The following is a 1,314-nucleotide window of genomic DNA, read 5'->3' on the forward strand; positions in this document are numbered from 1 at the left end:
AATCTCGCCAAATATTTTTGCTCTTTCCATGTCCCTATCCCAGAATCTACTGGCCATATAGAAGAAGAAAATACCCAGAACAACGCTAACCGCAACAATAATCTGTAATGCGCTGGTTAGGCCAATCTTATCAGCGATTGCCCCTGCAATAATCGGTCCCCAAATCCCAGCTAATAGGTAATTCGCCAAAGGAACCAGACTGTAGGCTGTACCCCTCATAAAGGCAGGGACAAGATCCTGAGTTGAAGAATTTACCGTTCCCCAATAACCGGCCAGGAAAGTGGCTCCAATCACCCAAACTATAAATGTATGATTTATGACTTTGTCGTGCTGGGCAATCTGCGTTGCAATTAAAATAGTAATTCCATACAAAGCAACAACGATTCCAGCGGCCAACATTCTGCCTTTTGACGTATATTTCAGTAAAAAGTCACTCACCCAGCCACACAATGGCGCTCCAATCCAGGCGACCAATTTTGCCGAGGCCACAAAAAGTGCTGCGTCTCTCACGCTCATGCCGAAAGAACGTCCGTAAAAACTTGCTTCCCAGGTACCCAAGGTATTGGCGCTGAAAAAGATGGCAGCCGAACCAAGATATATAAAAAGCAGAGTAGGCGTTTTAAATATATGTCCTATAACGTCTTTGATTTTAGGATCACTGCTCTTTTGAGTCTCTGCATTCATCTTCTTGGCCTTGAAGTCTGGCATGAACCAAGCAATTACTGCCAGAATGATTCCAGGTACGGCCAAAACTCCAAAGACGGATTTCCATCCATATTTCACTGCCAGATATCCTGCCAAAGCAATACCTGCTGCTCCACCCAAAACCTGACCAGTTTGGTATATACCAATTACAGTACCTCTTTGTTTTTTAGGATACATGGCGCTAATCATGGACATAGAGGCTGGGGTATAGGCCGATTCGCCCAAACCAACGGCAGCGCGGGCAGCTAGCAGGCCTCCAAACGTTGTAGCTAACCCTGTGGCATACGTGGCAAGACTCCAGAACATGACCATGATCGAAACCATTTTGCGGCGGCTCCATCTATCAATGAGTATCGCTAGAGGGAAAACACAAAGTGATATTGTAACACCCATAACTGAGCTTATTAAGCCAAGTTGAGCGTCCGAAAACATGTAAGCTTTTTTTATAGCGGGTAAAATAGCGTTAATTGCCTGTCTGTCCATTATGTCAATAATAAAAATCAGCCATAAGATTCCGAGCCAAAAATTGGCTTTCCATTTAGGCAGTTTTAATTCCACCTGGTTCTGATCTGATTTAGGAGTAACTAATGCCATCTAAAAGACCTCCTC

The 1,314-nt window shown here is 44.2% G+C and carries 1 protein-coding gene; it reads right to left on the reverse strand.

From position 1 onward, the window contains the following. On the reverse strand, positions 1–1,299 hold a 1,299-nt coding region (locus DSOL_RS26100), incomplete at its 3' end, for an MFS transporter (RefSeq protein ID WP_075367601.1). Positions 1,300–1,314 lie beyond the last annotated feature (15 nt).

It is taken from the genome of Desulfosporosinus metallidurans, from assembly GCF_001936615.1.
Lineage (GTDB): Bacteria > Bacillota > Desulfitobacteriia > Desulfitobacteriales > Desulfitobacteriaceae > Desulfosporosinus > Desulfosporosinus metallidurans.